This window comes from Bradyrhizobium sp. (assembly GCF_035701725.1).
Taxonomy (GTDB): Bacteria; Pseudomonadota; Alphaproteobacteria; order Rhizobiales; family Xanthobacteraceae; genus Bradyrhizobium.
Genome location: NZ_DASSRP010000153.1, coordinates 1 through 15,556, shown reverse-complemented (window position 1 = coordinate 15,556; position 15,556 = coordinate 1). Strand labels below are relative to the sequence as shown.

General features: G+C 63.0%; 14 protein-coding genes and 1 pseudogene. 5 read left to right on the top strand and 10 right to left on the bottom strand.

Annotated elements, in window-relative coordinates:
* Window positions 1-226: 226 nt before the first annotated feature.
* Both VFL62_RS08750 and VFL62_RS08745 read left to right on the top strand, forming a co-directional pair.
* A complete protein-coding gene (locus tag VFL62_RS08750) occupies window positions 227-592 on the top strand; it encodes a response regulator (protein ID WP_325171972.1) in 366 nt (121 codons plus the stop codon).
* Between the two features lie 12 nt (window positions 593-604).
* Window positions 605-1,978 (top strand): PleD family two-component system response regulator, encoded by a 1,374-nt coding sequence (locus tag VFL62_RS08745; protein ID WP_325171971.1) that lies wholly within the window; start codon window positions 605-607, stop codon window positions 1,976-1,978.
* 9 nt (window positions 1,979-1,987) lie between these two features.
* Here VFL62_RS08745 and VFL62_RS08740 read toward each other — a convergent pair whose 3' ends face one another.
* Window positions 1,988-2,593 carry a TetR/AcrR family transcriptional regulator gene (locus tag VFL62_RS08740; RefSeq protein ID WP_325171970.1) on the bottom strand — a complete coding sequence of 202 codons (606 nt, stop codon included), beginning with the start codon at window positions 2,591-2,593 and terminating at the stop codon, window positions 1,988-1,990.
* 138 nt (window positions 2,594-2,731) lie between these two features.
* Between VFL62_RS08740 and VFL62_RS08735 the strand changes: the two genes are divergently transcribed.
* Window positions 2,732-3,964: an MFS transporter gene (locus VFL62_RS08735; RefSeq protein WP_325171969.1), complete on the top strand. Its 1,233-nt coding sequence runs from the start codon at window positions 2,732-2,734 to the stop codon at window positions 3,962-3,964.
* A 55-nt stretch (window positions 3,965-4,019) separates the two neighbouring features.
* Here the strand turns inward: VFL62_RS08735 and rpmG are convergent, their stop codons facing one another.
* From rpmG to VFL62_RS08700, 7 genes are all read right to left on the bottom strand, one after another.
* Complete coding sequence (gene rpmG, locus VFL62_RS08730; RefSeq protein ID WP_045008041.1) at window positions 4,020-4,187, bottom strand: 50S ribosomal protein L33; 168 nt, start codon at window positions 4,185-4,187, stop codon at window positions 4,020-4,022.
* 122 nt (window positions 4,188-4,309) lie between these two features.
* Window positions 4,310-5,638 (bottom strand): LLM class flavin-dependent oxidoreductase, encoded by a 1,329-nt coding sequence (locus VFL62_RS08725; protein ID WP_325171968.1) that lies wholly within the window; start codon window positions 5,636-5,638, stop codon window positions 4,310-4,312.
* A 145-nt stretch (window positions 5,639-5,783) separates the two neighbouring features.
* Window positions 5,784-6,521 (bottom strand): NUDIX hydrolase, encoded by a 738-nt coding sequence (locus tag VFL62_RS08720; RefSeq protein ID WP_325171967.1) that lies wholly within the window; start codon window positions 6,519-6,521, stop codon window positions 5,784-5,786.
* A gap of 35 nt (window positions 6,522-6,556) precedes the next feature.
* Window positions 6,557-6,985: a DUF983 domain-containing protein gene (locus tag VFL62_RS08715; protein WP_325171966.1), complete on the bottom strand. Its 429-nt coding sequence runs from the start codon at window positions 6,983-6,985 to the stop codon at window positions 6,557-6,559.
* Entirely contained in the window at window positions 6,973-9,297 is a 2,325-nt protein-coding gene (rnr, locus tag VFL62_RS08710) for a ribonuclease R (protein ID WP_325171965.1), read from the bottom strand. Before rnr ends, VFL62_RS08715 begins: the two co-directional genes overlap by 13 nt.
* A 7-nt stretch (window positions 9,298-9,304) precedes the next feature.
* Window positions 9,305-12,037 (bottom strand): type I DNA topoisomerase, encoded by a 2,733-nt coding sequence (gene topA, locus VFL62_RS08705; RefSeq protein WP_325171964.1) that lies wholly within the window; start codon window positions 12,035-12,037, stop codon window positions 9,305-9,307.
* Between the two features lie 203 nt (window positions 12,038-12,240).
* A complete protein-coding gene (locus VFL62_RS08700; RefSeq protein ID WP_325171973.1) occupies window positions 12,241-12,759 on the bottom strand; it encodes a helix-turn-helix domain-containing protein in 519 nt (172 codons plus the stop codon).
* An 88-nt stretch (window positions 12,760-12,847) separates the two neighbouring features.
* Here VFL62_RS08700 and VFL62_RS08695 point away from each other — a divergent pair, with 88 nt between their 5' ends.
* The gene (locus VFL62_RS08695; RefSeq protein WP_325171963.1) at window positions 12,848-13,627 is read left to right on the top strand and encodes an SDR family oxidoreductase; all 780 of its coding nucleotides are present in this window, start codon (window positions 12,848-12,850) and stop codon (window positions 13,625-13,627) included.
* Window positions 13,628-13,682: 55 nt separating this feature from the next.
* On the opposite strand, the pseudogene VFL62_RS08690 reads toward VFL62_RS08695, so the two are convergent.
* Window positions 13,683-13,898: pseudogene (locus VFL62_RS08690) on the bottom strand (NAD(P)H-dependent oxidoreductase); the annotation flags it as partial.
* 20 nt (window positions 13,899-13,918) lie between these two features.
* On the opposite strand from VFL62_RS08690, the gene VFL62_RS08685 reads away from it, so the two are divergent.
* Window positions 13,919-14,329: a helix-turn-helix domain-containing protein gene (locus VFL62_RS08685; RefSeq protein WP_325171962.1), complete on the top strand. Its 411-nt coding sequence runs from the start codon at window positions 13,919-13,921 to the stop codon at window positions 14,327-14,329.
* 1 nt (window position 14,330) lies between these two features.
* On the opposite strand, the gene dprA is transcribed toward VFL62_RS08685, so the two are convergent.
* Window positions 14,331-15,443 carry a DNA-processing protein DprA gene (dprA, locus tag VFL62_RS08680; RefSeq protein WP_325171961.1) on the bottom strand — a complete coding sequence of 371 codons (1,113 nt, stop codon included), beginning with the start codon at window positions 15,441-15,443 and terminating at the stop codon, window positions 14,331-14,333.
* Window positions 15,444-15,556: the final 113 nt, after the last annotated feature.

Genomic DNA, 15,556 nt, shown 5'->3' with positions numbered 1-15,556 from the left:
TCAAAGCCCCGATTTGCCTTTCCGTAACTTATGGTCTCTAGTTTCTAAACGATCATGCCCGAGTCTGCGGAAGCCTTTCAAGCAACTGGCAACCACGTCCTGGAAGTGGGGGCACGGCTTAACGGGTTGGAGCGAATCTGGCGCTAGTTTGATCTCAATTTTTGAAGGGGTGCGAGGTGCTTGAGGGTTTTACCCTCGGTGCCGGTATTGGGAGTGGAGGGGCGGGATGGCTAAGACCGTCCTGATCGTGGAGGACAACGAGCTCAACATGAAGCTCTTTCGCGATCTGCTTGAAGCTCATGGCTATCAGACCGCCGGCACCAGCAATGGTTTCGAAGCGCTCGATCTCGTGCGCAAACTCCGCCCCGATCTGATCCTGATGGATATCCAGCTTCCGCAGGTATCCGGCCTCGAGGTGACGCGATGGATCAAGGACGATCCAGAACTGCGGGCCATTCCAGTCGTGGCCGTCACCGCGTTTGCGATGAAAGGCGATGAAGAGCGCATCCGCGAAGGCGGGTGCGAAGCGTATTTGTCCAAGCCGATCTCGGTCGGCAAGTTTATCGAGACCGTCCGACGGTTTATCGGATAGAGGGTTGTTGAGATGTCCGCGCGCGTTCTTGTCGTCGATGATGTTCCTGCCAACGTCAAGCTCTTGGAAGCGCGGCTGTCGGCGGAATATTTCGACGTGCTGACCGCCTCGAACGGCGCCGAGGCACTGGCGATCTGCGCGCGCGCCGAATGCGACATCATCCTGCTCGACGTCATGATGCCGGACATGGACGGCTTTGAGGTCTGCCGCCGGCTGAAGTCGAGTCCGGCCACCCACTACATCCCCGTCGTCATGGTGACGGCGCTCGATAGTCCCTCCGACCGCGTTCGTGGCCTGGAGGCGGGTGCTGACGATTTTCTGACCAAGCCGGTTTCCGACGTGGTCCTGATCGCGCGCGTACGCTCGCTGACCCGGCTCAAGATGATGACGGACGAACTGCGGATGCGCGCCATCACCTCGCTCGAGATCGGTGTGCAGGCGCCGGAGCGTAGCGCCGTGGCCGACACCGGCAAAGGCGGCCGCATCCTTCTGGTGGACGACCGGCCGTCGTCATATGAGAGGTTGGCGCCGGTTCTGGCCGGCGAGCACACCGTCGACCTCCAAACCAATCCCGCCGAGGCGTTGTTTCATGCCGCCGATGGCGATTATGACCTGCTGATCGTGTCGCTGGGCCTCGACAACTTCGACGGCTTGAGACTGTGCAGCCAGGCGCGTTCGCTGGAGCGCACCCGGCACGTGCCGATCCTTGCGATTGCGGACGCCGACCAGAACATGCGGCTGCTTCGTGGACTCGAAATCGGCGTCAACGACTATCTGCTGCGCCCCGTCGACAAGAACGAGCTTCTGGCGCGCGCGCGGACCCAGATCCGCAAGCGCCGCTATACCGATCATTTGCGCGACAACGTCCAGAACTCGATCGAGGCCGCGATCACCGACGCGCTGACCGGGCTGCACAATCGCCGTTATATGGAAAGCCATCTGGCGACGCTGGCCGAGCAGGCCTCGAGCCGCGGCAAGCCACTCGCGGTGATGATGCTCGATATCGACTTCTTCAAGTCGATCAACGACAATTACGGGCATGACGCCGGCGACGACGTGCTGCGTGAATTCGCGGTGCGGGTGCGCAAATCGATCCGCGGCATCGATCTCGCCTGTCGTTATGGCGGCGAGGAATTCGTCATCGTGATGCCGGAAACCGATCTGCACGTCGCGGGCATGGTGGCGGAGCGGTTGCGCCGTTCGGTTGCCGGCGAGCCCTTCGTCGTCAACAAGGGCGAGAAGCGCATCGAGGTCACGATCTCAATCGGGCTGTCGACGCTTGAGAAAAAGGGCGAGGCCGTCTCAGACGTGCTCAAGCGTGCCGATATCGCGCTCTATCGCGCCAAGCACGATGGCCGCAACCGCGTGGTCGCCAACGCGGCGTAAGCCTGCGAACTATCCTTTCGGTCGGCTTTTCTGTTGCGATGGGGCGGGCGGATCGTCGAAGCGGACGCCGGCGCCCGACAAAAGCACTCTTGCGGCCTGCTTTGCCGCCCGCGCCATCGCGGGGTCGTCGCGCACCAGATCCTGTGCAATTGAACCATCCACGAGAAGCACAAGCTGGGTCGCCAAACCTTCCGGATCACTGATGCCGATTTCGATCAACAGATCGCGGAACCAAAGGCGACGGCTTTCCTTGAATGCTACGGCGATCTTGCGCACCGCTTTATTCTCGCCGCCTACCTCGGCGACCGCGTTGACAAATGGGCAACCGCGGAAATCCTTTGATGCAAAACGTCGCTCCAGCGAATCGAAGACGCCGAGAATCTGCTCGACGGCGGATTTGTCCGAAGGGCCGCGCGGCACGAAGCGGCGCTCCAGATAGGCTGATATCAGCGCGTCCTTTGACGGGAAGTGGTTATAGAGCGTGCGCTTGCTGATGCCGATTTCGGCTGCAATCGTATCGACGCCGATCGCCCGGATCCCCTTGAGATAGAACAGCCTGTCGGCGGTTTCGAGAATCCGCTCTTTCATCGTCGGTTTGGGTTTCGGACTTGCCATGCGAACGCGCGGTATCCTCATGTCTTGATGGCGACACTGTCACTATATCCGAAGTAAACAGGTCTGTGTACTCTACGGTGACTGACAAGAAACAGGGAGGCCGGCATCGGCGGCTGCCTCTCAAGGGAGAACCGCGCGATGCCTTTATTGCAGGTCCTGCGTCCGACGCTTCCGATCCTGATCGCCACCTCGCTGATGCTGACCTTGAGCATGGGATTGCGCCAGTCGCTGGGCATCTTCATGCAGCCCTTGACCCACGATATCGGCATCTCCGTCTCCGATTTCACCCTGGCCATCGCTGTGCAGAATCTGGCCTGGGGATTCCTGCAGCCCTTAGCGGGTGCGCTGACGGTCCGTTTCGGCTTCCGCTCCATCATGGTGATCGGGGCGGCGGCCTATATCGCCGGGCTTGCGCTGATGGCAACCGCACATGGCCTTTTGAGCGTGATGATCGGTGGCGGCTTGCTCATCGGCATTTCGCTGGCCTGCACCGCGGCGGCGATTGCGATGTCGGTTGCCGCGCGCGCGGTCCCCGAAAGGGTGCGCTCGACGGTCCTCGGGCTCGTTTCCGGCGCAGGATCACTCGGCGCGCTTTTATCCGCGCCGATCGGACAGATACTCAGTGCGGATTATGGCTGGCGCGTGGGGCTTGCCGGCTTTGTGGTGCTGGCAATCGTGATGCTCCCGGCGGCGTGGTTGGCCGGCCGCGTTGACGCCATTCCGCTACCCAAACCGTCGCGAGACGATATCGGCGACAGTTCGGCGGGTACCGCGGTCAGGCTGGCGTTCGGCAATGCCTCGTTCGTGGTGATGACCGGCGCCTATTTCGTCTGCGGCATGCAGCTCGTGTTCCTGACGACGCATCTACCGTCATATCTAGCGATTTGTGGCATGGACCCAATGCTGAGCGCGCAGACACTCGGCATGATCGGCGGCTTTAACGTGCTCGGCAGCATCTTCTTCGGCTGGGCGGGGCAGCGTTGGAGCAAGCTCGCTCTTTTGGGCGGGATCTACATTCTCCGCTCGCTCGCGCTCGCCTGGTACTTCACGCTGCCGCCAACACCGGCGACCACGCTGGTGTTCGGTGCGATCATGGGCTTCCTCTGGATGGGAGTCGGCCCGCTGGTCGCGGGCGCGGTCGCCGAGATGTTCGGCCTGAAATGGCAGGCGATGATCCAGGGCCTGGCGTTTATGAGCCATCAGGTTGGCAGTTTCGTCGGCGCTTTCGGTGGCGGACTGCTCTACGATTCACTCGGTTCCTACACCATGGCCTGGCGGATCGGTGTCGCGCTGGGGCTTGCCGGCGGCATCATCCAGGTCGCGTTTGCGCTGATCCGGCCGTCGGCGCCGCCAATGCTGAAAACTGCCTGAAAATGAAAACGGGGCCATCAAGGCCCCGTTCGAAATTCTGCCGCTGGTCGCGATCTTACTTGATCTTGGACTCGCGGAATTCGACGTGCTTGCGCGCGACCGGATCGTACTTCTTCTTGACGAGCTTGTCGGTCATGGTGCGCGAGTTCTTCTTGGCGACGTAGTAGAAACCGGTGTCCGCCGAAGAGACGAGCTTGACCTTGATGGTGACCGCCTTGGCCATGTTCGAAAACCTCAGGTGTAGGAAAAAGGGTGCCGGCCCAGGGGCCTCGGCATTCGCCGCGCAACCTAGCTTCAAACCGCCCAAAGTCAAGGATTTGTGGGTTAAAACCCGGTCAAATCCAGCTATTTACCCTCAAAGAAGCGGTTTTTTGGCCTGGGAAGGCCGAGATTCTCACGCAAGGTCCGCCCTTCATATTCTTTCCGGAATATCCCGCGCTTCTGGAGTTCCGGAACGACCTTGTCGACGAAGTCGTCGAGGCCGCCTGGCAGGTAGGGGAACATGATGTTGAAGCCATCGGCGCCGTAGCTCGTCAGCCATTCTTCCATCTGATCGGCGATCGATTTTGGTGTGCCGACAAACGACAAGCCACCGTAACCGCCGACGCGCTGGGCAAGCTGGCGCACGGTCAGCTTGTCGCGCGCGGCAAGATCGACCATGCGCTGACGGCCGCTCTTGCTCGCATTGGTCTCTGGGATCGGCGGCAATTGGCCGTCGGGATCAAAGCCGGAGGCGTCGGTGCCGAGGATCACCGACAGGGACGCGATGGCGCTGTCGTAGTGAACGCGGCTATCGAGCAGCGCACGTTTTTCCTTGGCTTCGTCGAGGCTGTCGCCGACCACGACGAAGGCGCCGGGCAGGATCTTCAGGTGCTCGGGGTTGCGGCCGATCTTCTCCATCCGCCCCTTGATGTCGGCGTAGAGTTTTTGGCCGTCGGCGAGGCTGCCGCCGCCGGTGAAGACCGCCTCGGCCGTTTCTGCGGCGAGTTGCCTGCCGTCATCGGACGCGCCGGCCTGCACGATCACCGGCCAGCCCTGCACGGGGCGGCCGATATTGAGCGGGCCGCGCACCGAGAGATATTTGCCCTTGTGATCGAGCACGTGCATTTTCTCGGGATCGAAATAAAGACCGCTTTCGACATCCCTCACGAAAGCATCGTCGGCGAAGGAATCCCACAGGCCCGTCACGACGTCATAGAATTCGCGGGCGCGCTTGTAGCGCTCGGCATGCTCCATGTGCTCGTCGAGCCCGAAATTCAGCGCCGCGTCGGGGTTCGACGTCGTGACGATATTCCAGCCGGCGCGGCCGCCGCTCAAGTGATCCAGCGAGGCAAAGCGGCGCGCGACGTGGTAGGGCGCATCGAAGGTCGTCGAACCCGTCGCGATCAGCCCGATGCGTTCGGTGACGGCTGATAGCGCCGAGAGCAGCGTGAACGGCTCGAACGACGTCACGGTATGGCTTCGCTTGAGCGCGTTGATCGGCATGTTGAGCACGGCCAGATGATCGGCCATGAAGAAGGCGTCGAATTTCCCGGCTTCCAGCTTCTGGATCAGCTGCTTGATATGGGCGAAATTGAAATTGGCGTCGGGCCAGGCGCCGGGATAGCGCCACGCGCCGGTATGAATGCTGATCGGCCGCATGAACGCGCCGAGCTTGAGCTGCCGTTGTGCCATCGCCCCGTATCCGTTTTGGTTATCGCTTCGGCGAAAGATAAGCATGGCCGGCCGCGCCGCCATCGTCGCGAGGCGGGAAGATTATTTTGTTTTTGGGCTGGCCAACGATGGAGCTGTTATTCGCGATCACCGCCGCGTGATGGGATCACACGCCCAGCACATCCCTGCGCATGGCTCCGCCTTCCGCACGGAAGAACGGCACTTCGGCGTCATGACGCAGTGGACCGGTCGATAGCCGCTGCGCCAACTCATCGAGCACTTTTGTGGTCATCCGGTGCAGATCGGCCAGCGGCTTTGAACCGAGTTCGACCCAGACCAGTTCGACCAGCTCGGCATCTGCGTGGACAACGCCGTCGATGCGATGGGCGATCGCGGAGGCATCCGCGGTGAAGAAGCGGGTGTCGTAACGGCGGACGCGGCCAGGCGGGGTGATCGCGCGCGCAATCAGAAACAGGCCCGACGGATCGGGCAAGAGGCCAGCATCGGCGAAAGGCTTCCACGGGCCGGACAAAGCAGGCGTGGCCCCTTCCGATTTGCGTCCGAGGCACAGGCCGGTTTCCTCGCAGGCCTCGCGGATCGCCGCAACGGCGAGTGCGCGGGCGCGGGAGGCCGTGATTTTGGGACTGCCCTTGAGCAGATTGGCTTCGAGCGCTGCCGGAACGGGGCCGGCGAGGGGTACGCGGCTGTCCGACGGATCGACCCGCCCGCCCGGAAAGACGATCTTGCCGGGCTGGAACACCACCTTGTCATGCCGCTTGCCGACCAGAACCTTCGGCGTTGCGCTGGAGCGATCGACCAGGATCAGCGTCGCGGCATCGACGGGGCGGCGATAAGGAAAGTGGTCGGGCTCCTTGTCCTCGTTCTTGGGCTCGCGCTCGCTCATTTCCCCCGTGGCCTCTTGCTTTTTGTCGGAGGGGTCTAGGGTTCGGGATTGGCTTCGTCAAATCCGTGCATGCGCAGCGCCCACTGAATGCCGACCACGGCGCCCTTCACCGGCTGCAGAAGAACAAGCGATGCGACCAAGGTGAGGGGCAAATAGATCGCGAGCTGAAGCGCGACCGGCGGCGAGTAGTTGGTTTCGATCCACAGCGCCAGCGGCACCACGATATGGCCGACGATGACGATGACGAGATAGGCCGGCAGGTCGTCGGCGCGGTGCGGGGTAAAATCCTGTCCGCAGGCCGAGCAGGCGTCGTCGACCTTCAGGAAGGCGCGAAACAGCTTGCCTTCGCCACAGCGCGGGCAGCGGCCACGAAACCCGCGCTTCAAGGCCTGCCAGACGTCCCGCTTTTCCTGTAGCCCGGCTTCCCGGCTCCAGACCGTTGGATGGGGGCTCACCGTTTCCATGACTTGCCTTTCTTTGCTTTCTTGCCGGCCTTCGCCTTGTCGGGTTTGCGGCGCTTGTTGCGCGGACTGCGGCCAGGGAAAACCTTCGGCCGCCGCTGCGCCTCGCGCCTGTGGCCGTGAGCGGAAGGCTGGCCTTCCGAGATCAACTCGAACCGCAACGCGCCGGCAATGGGCGCAGCTTCTACCAGACGAACGTCGACGACGTCACCTAATCTGTGCATGGCTCCGCTGCGTGAGCCGATCAGAGCGTGGCGCGTCTCGTCATAGTTGAAATACTCCTCGCCGAGCGAGCGAATAGGAACAAGGCCGTCGGCCCCGGTATCGGTGAGCTTGACGAACAGACCGGAGCGCGTCACGCCGGAAATCCGGCCCTGAAACGTCGCGCCGATGCGATCGGCGAGGAAATGCGCAATCAGGCGATCGGCGGTTTCGCGCTCGGCCTTCATGGCCCGCCGTTCGGTGACCGAGATCTCGGCGGCAACTTCACTCAAGGATTCCACCGTTTCGGAATCCGGCAAGGCGCCTTCGCCGAGCCCGAGCGCGCGGATCAGCGCGCGATGCACGACAAGATCGGCGTATCGCCTGATCGGCGAAGTGAAATGCGCGTAGCGTCGCAGATTGAGGCCGAAGTGGCCGTAGTTCTCGGCCGAATATTCAGCTTGGGCCTGCGAGCGCAAAACCACCTCGTTCACCAGCGACTCGGCATCGTGTCCCTTCACCTGTGCCAGCACGCGGTTGAACACGGTCGGCCGCAGCGCGCCCGCCTTGGCGAAAGGCAAATCAAGCGTTTTGAGGAACTCCTGGAGCGCGTGAACCTTCTCCAGCGTCGGCTCATCGTGCACCCGATAGATAAGCGGCAGCGACTTCTTTTCAAGCATTTCAGCCGCGGCCACGTTGGCCAGGATCATGAACTCTTCGATCAGGCGGTGTGCATCGAGCCGCTCCGGTACGATGACGCGATCGACGGTGCCGTTGGGCTTCAGCAGGATCTTGCGCTCGGGAAGATCGAGATCGAGCGGGTCGCGCTCGTCGCGCGCGCGTTTTGCCGTCGCGTAAGCCGCATAGAGCGGTTTCAGAATGGGTTCGAGCAGGGGACCCGTGGTATCGTCGGGACGGCCGTCGATCGCTGCTTGCGCCTGCGCGTAGCTCAGCTTGGCGGCCGAGCGCATCAGCACCCGATGAAACGTGTGCGACCGCTTGCGACCGTCCGCGCCGATCACCATCCGCACCGCGAGCGCGCCGCGCGGCTCGCCTGGCACCAGCGAGCAGAGATTGTTGGAGATCCGCTCCGGCAGCATCGGCACGACGCGATCGGGGAAGTAGACGGAGTTGCCGCGCAACAGCGCATCACGATCGAGGGCGGAACCCGGGCGAACGTAGAACGCGACATCGGCGATGGCGACGTGGACGATAAAGCCGCCTTTATTATTTGGATCCGTGTCGGCCAGCGCATGGACCGCGTCGTCGTGATCCTTGGCGTCCGGCGGGTCGATGGTGAGGAGCGGGATATCACGCCAGTCCTCGCGGCCTTTGAGGTTGGCGGGCTCGGCTTCCTCGGCCTCGCGCAAGGCGTCCCGGGAAAAGGCCTGCGGAATATCATGCGTATGGATTGCAATCAGGCTGATCGCTTTTTCCGACGCAATCGACCCCAGTTTTTCTTTCACCTTGCCGGAGGCAAGACCGAAGCCGCGCGAGCGCACGAGGTCAACGCTGATGAGGTCGCCATCCTCGGCGCCCAGAGTGTCGTTCTTGGCGATATTCAGTTCACGTCCCGCCTGCTTCTTGTCGACAGGAATCAGGCGGCCGGAGCCGTCGGGATTTTTCCTGAATAGTCCGAGCACGCGCGTCTTGGCGTGATCGAGGACTTTGAGGATGCGCCCGCGATAGCCGACGCCGTCGCGAACGCGATCTTCCAGTTTCTCGACACGGAGCAGGGCGCGGTCGCCGACGCCGGCCGCGGTTCCCGGCTGGATCCGCCGCGGCATGTGAATGCGGATTTTCGGCGTTTCGCCGCGTTCGACCTCGTCCCATTCGGCGGGAACGGCGATCAGCTCGCCATCGCTGTCGCGGCGGGTGATGTCGGCCAGTACGGTCGCGGGCAGGACTTCAGGTTCGCTGATTTCCCTGCCGCGCTTCTTGATGATGCCTTCGTCGGAGAGCTCGCGCAGCAGTCGCTTCAGCGCGGCGCGATCGGCGTTCTTGAGCCCGAATTCGCGCGCGATCTCCTTGGTTCCGATCTTGCCGGGATGGGCGCGAATGAAGGCGACGATGGCGTCTGTCGAGGGAAAGCCGCTGTCGCGTTGTTTAGGCACTCTATTCCTAACCGCTTGCCTTGCTCTTCTTGGCGACGGGCTTTGCAGCCTTCTTGGCCGAGGTTTTCGCCGTCACCGGCGCGCGCGCCTTCGAGGTCGCCTCCGACTTCGACTTGGCTGCCGCTTTCTTCGCCGCGACCTTCTTGGCTGGCTTCTCTGCCGGCGCATCCGCTTCGGTCTTTGCGGCCTTGGGTTTGGCTGCCTTCTTGGCGCCGCGCTTACCGCCGCCGCCCTTGGCTGCCCGCTCATCGATCAGCGCGATCGCCTCGGCCAGCGTGATCGTATCCTTATCCTTGTCGCTTGGAATGGTTGCGTTGACGCCGCCCGCGGTGACATAGGCGCCGTAGCGTCCGTTCTTCATGGCCACAGCGCCGAGCGTCGGATGATCGCCGAGCGGCTTGCCGGGATCGGCGCCAAAACGACGGCCGCTCGGCCCTTTGGCCACCTTCTCGGCGATCAGCGTCACCGCACGATTGAGGCCGATATCGAAGACCTCGTCGCCGGCCTCGAGGCTGGCATAGGTCTTCTCGTGCTTCACGAACGGCCCGAAGCGGCCGAGCCCCGCGGTGATCGGCTGGCCGGTTTCCGGATGCAGGCCGATTTCGCGCGGCAATGACAATAGCTTGAGCGCCAGCTCAAGCTCGACATCGGCCGGGGAGATGTTTTTCGGAATGCCCGCACGCTTGGGCTTTTCGCCTTCCGCGTAATCCTTTTGCTCGCCGAGTTGGATGTAGGGACCGAAGCGGCCGGCTTTCACGACCACGTCGCGACCGGTCTCGGGGTCCTGACCCAGCACGCGGTCGGCGCTGGCTTCGCTGTCGGCGGCGAGCGGCCGCGTGTAGCGGCATTCCGGATAGTTGGTGCAGCCGACGAAAGCGCCGAATTTACCGGCCTTCAGGTTCAATTTGCCGGTGCCGCAGCTAGGGCATTGCCTGATATCGCCGCCATCGGCGCGTGGCGGGTAGATGTGCGGGCCGAGCATCTCGTCCAGCGCATCGAGCACTTCGGCGACGCGCAGGTCCTTGATGTCGTTGACTGCGCCGATGAAACCGCGCCAGAAGTCCCGCAGCACCTGCTGCCAGGAAATCTCGTTGTTCGAGATGCGGTCGAGTTGTTCTTCCAGCGCCGCGGTGAAATCGTATTCGACGTAGCGGGCGAAGAAGTTCTCCAGGAACGCGACGACGACGCGGCCCTTGTCCTCGCCATGCAGGCGCTTCTTCTCGAGCCGCACATAGCCGCGGTCTTTCAGCACCTGAAGGATCGAGGCGTAGGTCGAGGGACGGCCGATGCCGAGTTCTTCCATGCGCTTGACGAGCGACGCTTCGGAGAAGCGCGGCGGCGGCTCAGTGAAGTGCTGGGTGACGGAGAGGTCCTGGCGCTTGACGGTCTCGCCCTCGCTCATCGCGGGCAGGCGGCGGCTTTCGTCATCATCCGTATCGTCGTCACGGCCTTCCTGATAGAGCGCGAGGAAGCCATCGAACTTGATGACCTGACCGGAGGCGCGAAGTTCCAGCGTGCGGGAGCCGGCCTTGGCCGTGATATCGACCGTGGTGCGCTCGAGCTCGGCGGATTCCATCTGACTTGCGATGGTGCGGGTCCAGATCAACTCGTACAGCCTGGCCTGTTCCGGATCGAGCTTGCGGCGCATGTCGTTCGGCCGCCGCGAAAGGTCCGTCGGGCGGATGGCTTCGTGGGCTTCCTGCGCATTCTTGGCCTTGGCCTGGTATTGGCGCGGCGCATCCGGCACGTAGGCGTTACCGTAATCCTCGCCGATCACCTTGCGCGCCTGCGTGATCGCGGAAGGATCGATCTGCACGCCGTCGGTTCGCATATAGGTAATGAGGCCCGTGGTCTCGCCGCCGATGTCGATGCCCTCATAAAGCCGCTGGGCGATCCGCATGGTGTGGGCGGGCGCAAAGCCGAGCTTGCGGCTGGCTTCCTGTTGCAGCGTCGAGGTGGTGAAGGGGGCCTGCGGGTTGCGCCGCGCCGGCTTGGCTTCAACCGAGGTTACCGCGAAGGTGGCCGCTTCCAGCGCCTTCTTGAAATCCTCGGCCTCGGTGCCGGTGCCGATGTCCAGGCGCTGGATCTTCTTGCCGTCGGCGCCGACCAGCCGTGCCTCAAACGTTTCGCCGCGCGCGGTGGCAAGCGTCGCCACCAGCGACCAATATTCGCGCGGGACGAATTTCTCGATCTCCAGCTCGCGGTCGCAGACCAGGCGCAATGCCACCGATTGGACGCGGCCGGCCGAGCGCGCGCCGGGCAGCTTGCGCCACAGCACGGGGGATAGGGTGAAGCCGACGAGATAATCGAGCGCCCGGCGCGCCATATAGGCGTCGACCAGCGCGCCGTCGATCTGGCGCGGATTCTTCATCGCGTCTGATATCGCCTGCTTGGTGATGGCGTTGAAGACGACGCGCTCGATCGCCTGGTCCTTGAGCGCGCGTTTTTCCTTCAGCACCTCCAGAACGTGCCAGGAGATCGCTTCGCCCTCACGATCAGGGTCGGTTGCCAGAATGAGCTTGTCCGCCCCCTTCAGCGCCTTGGCGATATCGTTCAACCGGCTAGAGGCTTTGGGGTCGACCTCCCAGATCATCTGGAAGTTGGCATCCGGATCGACCGATCCGTTCTTGGCGGGGAGGTCCCGGACATGGCCAAACGACGCCAGCACTTCATAGGAAGCGCCCAGATATTTGTTGATCGTCTTGGCCTTGGCCGGCGACTCCACGATAACGATATTCATGCCATTCCAATAGCTTAGGGGAAAATAAAAGGCCGGTTCCGCGAGACTCGCGCCAGCCGTTTCGAACCGAACATGGGTGGTGAGGCCGCCCCTGTCAAATCGACAGCACTTGAAAGCAGCGGAAACGGGGAAAATTCCACCTCACATGGGTTGTAAAATATGTATCAAAAGTTGTCTTTCAAGCCGCTTTTCTGAACAGCCGATCAGGCGTTCACCCGGCGTTTTGGCTTCAAGGGAGGCCGCGGTTTCAAGGTGGTGTCGGCAGGGCCGAGCGCACGGCCGTCCATAGAATAGAGTGCGAGTTTCTGCACCGGGGCGCCTTTCTCGCGGTCGACCAGGATCGTGTCGATCTGCTCGGGATGCGCATCAAAGGCTTCGCTCCATTGCCGGAGCGCCACGATGACCGGGAACAGCCCGCGGCCTTTATCGGTCAGCACATATTCCTGGTAGGCGCTGCCATCGGAAGCGGGCGCTGTCGTCAGAATTCCCTCATCGACCAACATGCGCAGCCGCGTCGTGAGGATGTTCTTGGCCAGCCCGAGGCTCTTCTGAAATTCGCCGAAACGGCGCCGGCCGAGCAGGGCGTCGCGGATGATCAGGAGCGACCACCAATCGCCTATGACGTCGAGCGCCCGTGCGATCGGGCAGGGGTCGCCCTCAAAGCTGGTCCGTTTCACAGGTTCGTCTCCGTCTCCTGATCGCTCCGGCGGATCAGGCGCCATCACGGCCTTGTGTGGTTGCAATATTAAACCAGATGCCCTACGTAGGCAATCCAGTTTAATTATGCAACCATCCCACCAGGAGGCTTCCATGGCCAACAGACTCGTAAACAAGACGGCATTCATCACCGGCGGCAACAGCGGCATCGGGCTTGCGACGGCCAAACTGTTCGTCGCCGAAGGCGCCAAGGTGACGATCACCGGCCGCAACAAGGAGACGCTGGCCGCAGCCGCAAAGGAACTGGGGCCGAACGCGCTTGCCATCGTTGCCGACGCCAATGACGTTTTCGCCACTGAATCTGCCGTGAAGCAGGCGGCGGAAAAGTTCGGCAAGCTCGATATTGTTTTCGCCAATGCCGGCATTCCCGGCAACACGCCGGTCGGCAACACCACGCTCCAGGCCTTCGAGCAGGTGATCCGCACCAATCTCACGTCGGTGTTCTTCACCGTGCAGGCGGCGCTGCCTTACCTGAACGACGGCGCCTCGATCATCCTCAACGGCTCGGTGATCTCGGTGCTCGGCAATCCCGGCTATTCGGCTTACGCGGCGACCAAGGCCGGGGTGACAGCGATGGCACGCGTCATGGTTTCGGAGCTGTCGCCGCGCGGCATTCGCATCAATGTCGTGGCGCCCGGCGCGGCGCGCACACCAATCTGGAATGGTGCGGCGCCGACGGCGGAAGCTTTCGCCGCGCTTGAAAAGCGTATTGCGGGCGTGACGCCGCTCGGGCGGATCGCCGAACCCGATCATATCGCCAAGACCGTGCTGTTTTTGGCTTCCGACGACGCGGCCCATGTGCAGGGCCAGGAAATCTTCGTCGATGGTGGCGCAACCAGTTCGCCGGCGGGCGCGCCGGTGTTCCGCGGCTGATCATCGAGAAAAGAAAGAGCCGCTGCTCAGCGGGCTCTTTCCTTGGAATCGCGTGTCAGGCGGCGCGCAGGTTTGTCACCGCCTCAAGCGCGCTGGCGAGCGCTTTTTCGCGGTGCTCGGGACCAATCTGGATTCCGTCGGCGGCGATGAATTCGAGTTTCGTGACGCCGATGAAGCCGAAGACGCCGCGCAAATACGTTTCCAGATGTTCAAGCGCCGCAACCGGCGTGCCCGGGCCGTAGAAGCCGCCGCGCGAGATCGCGACGATGACGTCGCACCAAAGGCACATTCGTGAAACCTGAGAACAGCAAGGTTCCCGCCCTTCCGCCGTCGTCGGATCTCGATCCGCATGGCGATTGCCGGGGTGTCGCCTCGGTGCTCGCCCGGGTCGGCGACAAGTGGAGCGTCTTCGTCATCATGATGCTGTTCGACGGTCCCAAGCGCTTCAATGAGATCAAGCGCATGGTCGCCGGGATTTCGCAGCGCATGCTGACGCTGACCTTGCGCGGCCTCGAGCGCGACGGCCTGGTCACGCGCACGATCTTTCCGACCATTCCGCCGCGGGTTGATTACGAGCTCACCGATCTTGGGCGGGGTCTCAGTCAACCCGTCATTGCGCTTGGCGAGTGGGCCAAGGCGCATCAGACCGAGATCGAGGCGGCGCGCGCCCGCTTTGATCGAAGGTTGGAAGCGGCCGAATAATCTAGATCAGCGAGATCAATCCGCCGCCGTGACGCTCCAGCCTGCCGGCGAGTTCGAGCTCCAGCAGCACGGTTCGCACCACCGCCGCTGACGCTCCTGACAGACGGATCAGGTCGTCGAGCAGGATCGGGGTTGGACCGAGCAGATTGACGATGTGGTCGCGCATCGCTTCACCGGGATCGGGCGCGAGCGGCTCGCTCTCGTCTTCGCGCAAGGTGACGGGCCGGCCCATGATCGGCTCGACCGCCTGGATTACGTCGGAGGCTTCGGTGATCAGCGTTGCACCCTGCTTGATCAGGCCGTTGGTGCCGGCCGCGCGTGGGTCGAGCGGCGAACCTGGCACCGCAAAGACCTCGCGGCCTTGCTCGTTGGCGAGCCGCGCTGTGATCAGTGAACCCGATCGCAACGCCGCTTCCACCACGACGACGCCGAGCGAGGCGCCGGCGACCAGGCGGTTGCGCCGGGGGAAATCGTGAGCGCGCGCCACATAGCCGAGCGGCATTTCCGAGATCGCGGCGCCCGACGCGAGCAGGGCCTGCAACAGCTCCGTGTGTTCGGGCGGATAGATCTTGTCGTGACCTCCAGCGAGCACCGCGACCGTGCCGCCTTCGATCGAAGTGCGGTGCGCCGCCTGGTCGATGCCGCGCGCGAGGCCGGACGTGACGACGAAGCCGGCGTCTGCAAGATCGCGCGCCAGCACGCCTGCGAATTTCAAGCCTGCAGCCGAAGCGTTGCGCGAGCCGACAATCGCGATCATCGGACGCATCAACACCTCGATCAGGCCGCGCACGCCCAGCAGCGGCGGGGCATCGTCCAGTTCGGATAGCCGCGGCGGATAGCCGTGCTCGCCGGGCGCGATCAGCCGCACGCCAAGCCTGGCGCAGGCTTCCAGCTCGCTGCGCGCGTCCGCTTCGCTCGCAATGCGCTGCGGTCTTGACGCACCACCGCGGCGGGCGAACTCGGGCAACCGCTCCAGTGCGGCGCGGGCACTGCCGCAATGACGCACCAGCGAACGAAACGTCCGCGGACCCACATTGTCCGACCGGATCAGCCGCAGGTGGTCGATGCGCTCGGCGTCGCTGATCTCGATGGTTGCGGGCGTTCGGCTGTCCATGGCATCAGCATGGATCAACCGGAAGATGAGGGGAAGGGGGCTAGGGATCACCATGAAGCTAAAACGGGGACGTTTACAGCGATATTCTTTCTAGCATGGGTTGCCGCTAGAAC